The organism is Mesorhizobium sp. P5_C1 (genome assembly GCF_054049815.1).
Genome location: NZ_JBFULQ010000845.1, coordinates 1 through 1,683, shown reverse-complemented (window position 1 = coordinate 1,683; position 1,683 = coordinate 1). Strand labels below are relative to the sequence as shown.

The 1,683-nt window shown below is 59.5% G+C and carries 1 protein-coding gene; it reads right to left on the bottom strand.

What is annotated here, in order from left to right; translation table 11 throughout:
- The coding region (locus ACXJ7R_RS31875) for an extracellular solute-binding protein (RefSeq protein ID WP_457155280.1) at window positions 1–1,473 on the bottom strand (1,473 nt) is incomplete at its 3' end.
- Between the last annotated feature and the right edge of the window lie 210 nt (window positions 1,474–1,683).

The window sequence follows — 1,683 nt, the reverse complement described above, 5'->3', positions numbered from 1 at the left end:
GTTGATGTACTGCGTCTGGTCGATGATGCGCAGCGTGGCGTCGACACCGATCTTGCGCAGATTGTCGATATAGGGGCTGGCGATCACCTGGTCGGTGTCGTTCCAGCCGAGAATTTCGAACTTGAACGGCGCTCCGGTCTTGGCATTGACCATCTTGCCGCCCTTGATCACCCAGCCGGCCTTGGCGAACAGATCAACCGCCTGTTTCAGGTACTTTCGTTCCGCTTGCGGGGAATCGTAGACCGGCAGCTTGAATTCCTGGGTGAAGAGTTCGGGCGGCAGCTTGTCGCGATATTTTTCCAGGATTTCCAGCTCCTTGCCTTGCGGCAATCCGCTCGATGCCAGTTCGGTGCCCTGGAAATAGCTTGATGTGCGGGTGTTGAAGCCGAAGAACAGCGTGCGGTTCATGCTCTCGAAATCGAACGGGATGGTCAGCGCTTCACGCACCAGCCGGTCCTGGAACAGCGGCCGCCGCTGGTTGAGGACGAAACCCTGCATCGCTTGTGGCGCCTGGGTCTGGAAGTCCTTCTTGACGACATCACCGGCTTTGAATGCTGGAAAATTGTAAGCCGTTGCCCATTTGCGCGAGCTGTATTCGCGGTTGATGTCCTCCAGCCCACCCTTGGTGAAGGCCAGCCAGGCGGCGTTGTCGTCGAGTATATAGGTGTAGCGTCGCGTGTCGAAATTCTCGCGGCCGATCTTCACCGGCAGTTTGGCTGCCCAGTAGTCGGGCACGCGCTGCCAGATGATTTCCGAGCCGGGCTTGAAACTGGCGATCTTGTAGGCGGCCGAACCGAGCGGAATTTCCAGCGTCGGCTTGGTCACGTCGCGCTTCTTGCCGTTGGCATCGGTGCCTTCCCACCAGTGTTTCGGCAGCACGGCAAGGTCACCGATGATCTTCGGCAGTTCCCGGTTGCCCTTCTGGTTGAAATGGAACTCGACCTCGCGGTCGGAGACGGCGACCGCATCGGTGACGTTCTCGAAATAGCGGCTGTATTGCGGGCTGTTCGCCTTCAGCACCTGGAACGACCAGATCACGTCGTCGACGGTGATCGGATGGCCGTCATGCCATTTGGCGCGCGGGTCGAGCCGGTAGGTCGCGGAGGAATAGTCGGCCGGATATTTGTAGGCTTCGGCGATCAGCGGATGGCTGGTGCTGCCTTCGTCGGTCGCCTGCTCCATCAGAGTGTCATAGAGCAGGCCCCCGCCGAATCCGACCAGTCCGGCGGCCGGCGATCCCTGGACGATATAGGGGTTGAAGCTGTCATAGGTGCCGGGCACCACCGAATTCAGCGTGCCTCCCTTGGGCGCGTTCGGGTTGACGTAGTCGTAGTGCTGGAAATTGTCGCCGTATTTGGACTCGCCGATCAGCGAGGAGGTGGTGCRCCATTCGTCGGCTTGTGTCGCTTGCAATCCTGCCGCCAGCAGGGCTGCCGCCAGCAACGATTTGAGAAGCGTTCGGCCCACCGTCATGCACTGTCCTCTTCGCGCTGCGTGTCCATCCCAGAAAGGCAATCTAGTTGATTTGCCGCTCGTGAAAACCGCAATGCGCGGCTTTGTCGCTGCATATGCGATCTTGCTAACAAAAAAGCCGGGCTGAACCCGGCTTTTTCAAGATCGTTGAGGTTACAATTTGTTTATTGGGCAGGCGCCGGTGCCGGAGCGGCTGGAGCCGGGGCGGCG